The organism is Ewingella sp. AOP9-I1-14, assembly GCF_052375995.1.
In the GTDB taxonomy this organism is placed as follows: Bacteria; Pseudomonadota; Gammaproteobacteria; order Enterobacterales; family Enterobacteriaceae; genus Ewingella; species Ewingella allii.
In genome coordinates, this window is sequence record NZ_JBQSVA010000024.1 from 1 (window position 1) to 6,291 (window position 6,291).

The following is a 6,291-nucleotide window of genomic DNA, read 5'->3' on the forward strand; positions in this document are numbered from 1 at the left end:
ATGATTTTGAACTTTTTTTTTGCCACGGGATACCGCTACAGGATCGAGAATGTGGTGATCTGATCCTGATTATGGCCAAAAGTTCGATTTATTCAACAAAGCCTCGTAACCATCGTAGAACGCCATTCCCACTTTGTTATACTGGCCAAAATTAGGGACAACAAGACCATAACCGTTATATCTGCACTCATCAAACAAGCCCGGGAATTACCTGGTGAGCTTTATAAAACACTAACATGGGATCGGGGGGCTGAAATGACCAGCCACACCAAGTTTACTATAGCCACAGACATTCAGGTTTATTTCTGTGATCCTCAATCTCCCTGGCAACGCGGTTCAAACGAAAATACGAACAGATTGCTCAGACAGTATTTTCCAAAAGGAACTGACTTACCGGTACACAGCCAGCAAAGACTAAATAGTGTTGCCAGACAGCTCAACGAGAAGCCGAGAAAAACGCTAGACTATGAATCACCCGCAGAGCGGCCCAATCAGTGTGTTGTATCCATCGCTTGAACTCACGCCAATAATGGACCTTGACAAATGCACGTTAAGCATTTCTCCACTTAACATTGCGGTATGCAATTTACGCGGTCAGACTGGCTTGCTTCAATCATTATTGTTTCCAGTGGTTCATGGCTCAACTCATCCGCAAAATTGTCGTAGCGGATCGCGCGACTCATTACTGAAAATACGGGTAAACACCCTAGCGCGTATCCGCGTCCAGATAGTAGTAGGTGTTGTTTCACCGGTCCAGAAAGGCGTGCTACGCGTGTGCATATAATGAAAGGGAATAGCTATTCGATTCATTAATCAGTCCTTATGTGTGTTCACTACCTGACCAAAACCTTTACCGGTCAGCTTTGCCTCAGGTTCGGTAAAAAAGTCGATATTGAAATATGTGTCTTCGGTCAGAAGTTCTATACGATGCCATTTTTGCGGTGGGCTAATACCAAAATTCCCGGCCTCAATCACCAGTTCCAGATCCGGTGCCTTATTTTCAGCATCCGGGAAACCAAAGTACTTCACTGTGCCATGCATGACAGACAGGCGACCATAGACTCCCGCTTTCGTATTATGATGACTCAGAAGGGCAGCAGGAACATTTGATTTGTCAAAGAATGGGGTAGCACGCGTATGCACGTAATGTGAAGGAATAGTGAGTTTCATAGATAACCTCATAATGTCGATTCAGGACGGGATGATTGATAATTAATTTTTTTCGCTATAATGCTCAATAACGCGCTGACGGGGATGTATCGCGGTATTACACCACAGTGACTTCTTTCAATGGCGCCCGTGTCTGTACAACAAAGGCTCTCTCGCAAAATAAAGGACTAAACCTGCAATTCCCGCAACAACCCAAATGCCAGTTTCATATGCGCTTCGCTGACGATGAATGCCCGAAGCTGCTGCGCTTCATTATAGCCTCTGGCGATTAAACCCTGCGGATCGGCTGTAATTTGCCAGCTTAAATCCGTACGCTGCGTTTCACCTGCCAGATGTAACGGTAGCTCAGGTGTTTTCACTTTCACCAGCATGGCAGGCAGCGTCAGTCCCTCGGTAGCACCCAGCAAATTTTTGGCAAGCGTCATGGCACTACACTGAATGGGCTGCAGGAACGGCAGTACTTTGCCATCGATTTCAGCGCAGTCTCCCAGTGCGTAAATATGGGCATCAGACGTCTGTAACTGGCGATTGACCTGAATACCGCGGTTTACTGCAAGCCCGGCGTGCTGCGCCAGCCCAACGTTTGGACACAGCCCAATAGCGGCCACCACGGCGTCAACGTCAACGATACGGCCGTTGCTCAGGGCAGTACTGATCCCTTGTGGTGTTTTGCTCAGCGACTCCAGACGTTGATTAAATAACAGCTCAACGCCCATTTGATTCAGGCGATGCTGAAGGCGGCTACTGACCTCTGCCGGCATCAGCGAGGCGAGCAGGCTTGCGGAATTATCCACCACAATGACCTGTTTACCCGCGCGGCAAAAATCCATTGCCAGTTCTGTACCAATCAGACCAGCCCCCAAGATCATCACCCGACGGGCATCACGCAGCGACGTTTCACAAGCCAGGAACTCCTGCTGGCTGTTGAGTGTCAGCATCAGCTCTTTGCCGGCAATGGGCGGAAGCAGGGCGTTGGAGCCGGTCGCCAGTACCAGTTTGTCGTATGGCCATTGCTGGTCGCCACACTTCACCAGGCGTTCACGAGTGTTAATCTCAGTCACCCAGCTGTTCGCATTCAGTGCCAGATTAAATTGCTCAGCAAACTCCCCGGCATGTTGCCGGGTGAGGTCGTTCGCACGTTGATTCAGGCTGATGACATGGCTGAGATCGGGTTTGTTATACTCGTCCATGCTGTCGGCGGCAATCATGCGTACGGGAACCTGCGCATCATGCTTACGGATATTTTTCACCAGTTGGCGGGCGGCAAAGCCCGAACCGATGATCACAATGCCATGATTCATTTTACCTCCGTCGCCAGCACATCAAACACGTCTTTCCCCAGTGAGCATTCAGGGCACAGGAAGCTGTCGGGTACATCGTTCCATGGCGTTCCGGCGGCAACATCCTGCATTGGTTCGCCGGTTTCAGGATAGTAAACCCACTGGCAAACACTGCACTGCATACGTGGGCCGAGGTCGGCATCGCTTTTCGTTTCCACAACGCTCTCTTGTGGCGCCACATCGATGGTGGCAGCCAGCGCCCACTGTTGGGCAAGTTCACGACCGTGGGCACGGCAAATATCCTGCGCATCGCCATCCGGACGCCATTTGGCTTTCAGGCTCAGCGACATTTCCAGACCTGCATCCTGTAAACGTGTGGAAAGGCGGTCTACAGCACCGCCGCTCCAGCCGTGTGAACCGAAGGCACTGGCGCGTTTATTCCGAAAACGCAGACCGGTCATCTCTTCAACCAGACCGGCAATTTTCGGCATCATCACGTTATTCATCGTAGAGGTGCCCACCAGAACGCCTTTGGAGCGGAATACGTTCGTCAGGACTTCGTTTTTATCACTACGGGCGATGTTAAAGATTTTCACGGCCACGCGTGGATCGGCTTCCGTGATCCCCTGAGCGATAGCATCAGCCATCATGCGGGTGTTATTGGACATGGTGTCGTAGAAAATAGTGATGCGATCTTCCTGGTAATCAGCCGCCCACTTCAGATACAGCTCGACGATTTGCGTTGGGTTTTCACGCCATACCACACCGTGTGAAGTGGCAATCATATCGACAGGCAAATTGAAGCCGAGGATTTCGGTGATTTTCGGCGTCACCAGGCGGCTGAATGGCGTCAGAATGTTGGCGTAATAACGCTGGCACTGCTCGAACAATTCAGCCTGATCAACTTCATCGTTAAACAGATGTTCATCGCAATAGTGCTGGCCAAAAGCATCGTTACTGAACAGCACTGCATCGCCTGTCATGTATGTCATCATGCTGTCCGGCCAGTGCAGCATTGGCGTTTCAACAAAGATGAGTTGCTTGCCATTGCCAATATCCAGGCTGTCGCCGGTTTTCACCACATTGAAATTCCATTCCGGATGATGATGATGCCCGTTGATGGAATCAATACCGTTGGCAGTACAGTAAATTGGTGTGTTCGGAATGTAGGACATCAGCTCAGAAAGAGCGCCAGCATGATCTTCTTCCGCATGGTTGATAACAATATAGTCGAGGGTGTTCAGGTCAATTTCACGTGCCAGGTTCTGGACAAATTCGCGGCTAAATTTATGATCGACAGTATCGATAAGCACCGTTTTTTCTTCTTGAATCAAATAACTGTTATAGCTACTGCCGCGCAATGTTTTGTATTCGGTACCATGAAAATCACGCACTTCCCAGTCACGTTGTCCAACCCACTGGATGTTGTTTTTAACTAAAATAGCCATTTGTCATTACCTTAAATAGAATTAAAAAATGCAGCTCATCTGCCCTATGTAGCATATGGCGTGCCAATTATTTAACCAATTGATTTATAATAATTTTATATCAGTTACTGATTGACGTAATTGTCAATATGACTATGCCAAGGATTGTCGCATTGACAAGTAAATTGTCTTTTTGACAGTACTAATGTACGTTAGCGAGACTATTTTTATGGAGTCGCTTATGAGCCTGTCGATCACCTCTCTTGCCAATATTGCCATTGACCTGCAACGCGGCATTTCTCATCAGGATCGTTTTTCCCGTCTGGTCCGCGCCCTGCGCCTGCTGTTAGGCAGCGATGCCACGGCTTTACTGCGTTATGAGGCGCGGCAGTTTCGTCCACTGGCTATAGATGGTCTGGCGCAAGATGTACTCGGGCGGCGTTTTGATTTAGATGTCCATCCACGTCTGGAGGCGATTGCGCGTGCGGGTGATGTGGTGCGCTTTCCGGCAGACAGTGAATTACCCGATCCTTACGACGGTCTCATTCCCAACCACACGGATTTAAAAGTCCATGCCTGCCTTGGTCTGCCGTTATTTGCCGATCAAAACCTGATTGGTGCATTAACCGTGGATGGCATGGACCCTTTACAGTTCGACCATTTCAGTGATGAAGAGTTACGCTTAATAAGTGTGCTGGCGGCGGGTGCGTTGAATAATGCCCTGTTAATGGAACAACTCGAAAATCAGACGTCTGCGGTGGCGACACTTCCCCTCACCACCCGAACAGCCAGCGCTAAAATGGTGGGATTGTCTGCGGGAATGATGCAGCTCAGGAAAGAGATTGAGAGCGTCGCGGGCTCCGACCTGAATGTGTTAATCACCGGAGAAACCGGTGTTGGTAAGGAACTTGTGGCGCGCGCGGTACATAACGGGTCGGCACGTGCGGCAAACCCACTGATTTACCTGAACTGTGCGGCGTTGCCAGAAAGTGTGGCGGAAAGTGAGCTGTTCGGTCATGTAAAAGGGGCATTTACCGGAGCCATTCACCATCGAACCGGTAAGTTTGAAATGGCAGATAACGGCACGCTTTTTCTTGATGAAATAGGTGAATTGCCCTTAACGCTGCAGGCAAAACTGCTGCGGGTTTTGCAGTATGGTGATATACAGCGTGTGGGGGATGACAGCAGTCATCGTGTGAATGTGCGGGTACTGGCGGCGACCAACCGCGATCTCAGGCAGCATATGCTGACAGGAGAATTTCGGGCTGACTTATTTCACCGTTTAAGCGTGTTTCCTCTGCATGTGCCGCCACTGCGCGAACGGGATGACGATATCACGTTGTTGGCTGGTTTTTTCTGCGAGCAAAGTCGCATAAAAATGGGGTTAAAACAGGTTTCGTTAAGCGATGCTGCCCGTGAGTTACTGCGCGGTTACGACTGGCCAGGGAATATTCGCGAGCTGGAACACGCACTGTATCGTGCCACTGTGCTGGCGCGTTCTGGCAAACCGGATGGTGAAATCTGGCTTCAGCCTCAGCATTTTCAGTTGGCGGATGCAGAAGTTAAATCTGTGAATACCCGCGTTGTGGCCGCGCTTGTGGTCGATAATTTGCGTGCAGCGACAGATGATTACCAGCGCCAGATCATTATCAGTACGCTGGATGCTAACACAGGCAACTGGGCTGCCTGCGCCCGACAATTACAACTGGATGTTGGTAATTTACACCGTCTGGCAAAACGCCTTGGCGTGAAATAGGGTACTGTTGCTAATCGGGTTGCTGGCTCTCTTAAATTGAGTACGGTACAAGCATCAGAGTTAATCCGCAGTATGCTTAAAGCATACGTTAGTCTAAACTGGTACAGAGCATCACTGAAGCGGATGGAATAAATAAAACGCCGTATCGGTTGAATTATATTGATGATGAAAGAGTTCTACACTGGGAGCCTAGATTTTTCCGTCACCCCGGTTTTAGCACGGCAACCAGCGCATTAGGATCACTAATCTCATTGCTGCTCTGGAAGGTGCAATGGCCATTCAACAAAATGTGTTGCTTGGCTATCGTTTTAAGATTTACGCGCAAGTATTGTCGCGAAGCGCAGTTTGATTCGATTACCCTCGGCGTCGGTTTTATGTAGCTGACCGACGTCTTCATTGTACTTAATGAGTTCCCAATCCTGATAGTAATCACGAAGCTCACCGGCTTTAAACGCAAATGGGAAACCGATGTTGCACGGAAAATCTTCAGTGTCCATCGCCGCCACAATCAGGTTATAGCCACCCGCTTTCGTGCAACGCTGCATATTGGCAATCAGGCCTGGAATTGTGTCGCGCTCAAGGAACATCATCACCACGGTTGAGAGGATAAAATCGTACTCCACTTCAAAGGTCAGTTCGTTAAGATTAACGATATCAG

4 protein-coding genes and 2 pseudogenes are annotated in these 6,291 nt (G+C 49.3%); 2 read left to right on the top strand and 4 right to left on the bottom strand.

The window, feature by feature from the left end:
• Positions 1-102 precede the first annotated feature (102 nt).
• Positions 103-516, top strand: a pseudogene (locus tag ACT3RT_RS22840) (IS30 family transposase); the annotation flags it as partial.
• Positions 517-813: 297 nt separating this feature from the next.
• Here ACT3RT_RS22840 and ACT3RT_RS22845 read toward each other — a convergent pair.
• The 3 genes from ACT3RT_RS22845 to norV all read right to left on the bottom strand — a co-directional run bounded on the left by ACT3RT_RS22845 (position 814) and on the right by norV (position 3,898).
• Positions 814-1,170, bottom strand: coding sequence for a TehB family protein (locus ACT3RT_RS22845; protein ID WP_112198640.1), 357 nt, complete (start codon positions 1,168-1,170; stop codon positions 814-816).
• Positions 1,171-1,337: 167 nt separating this feature from the next.
• The gene (gene norW, locus ACT3RT_RS22850; protein ID WP_112198641.1) at positions 1,338-2,471 is read right to left on the bottom strand and encodes an NADH:flavorubredoxin reductase NorW; all 1,134 of its coding nucleotides are present in this window, start codon (positions 2,469-2,471) and stop codon (positions 1,338-1,340) included.
• The gene (gene norV / locus ACT3RT_RS22855; protein ID WP_112198642.1) at positions 2,468-3,898 is read right to left on the bottom strand and encodes an anaerobic nitric oxide reductase flavorubredoxin; all 1,431 of its coding nucleotides are present in this window, start codon (positions 3,896-3,898) and stop codon (positions 2,468-2,470) included. The genes norW and norV overlap by 4 nt, the downstream gene beginning before the upstream one ends.
• Positions 3,899-4,118: 220 nt before the next feature.
• Here norV and norR point away from each other — a divergent pair, with 220 nt between their 5' ends.
• On the top strand, positions 4,119-5,633 hold the full coding sequence (gene norR / locus ACT3RT_RS22860) for a nitric oxide reductase transcriptional regulator NorR (protein WP_112198643.1): 1,515 nt from the start codon (positions 4,119-4,121) through the stop codon (positions 5,631-5,633).
• Between the two features lie 308 nt (positions 5,634-5,941).
• Here norR and ACT3RT_RS22865 read toward each other — a convergent pair.
• Positions 5,942-6,291, bottom strand: a pseudogene (locus tag ACT3RT_RS22865) (tellurite resistance methyltransferase TehB); the annotation flags it as partial.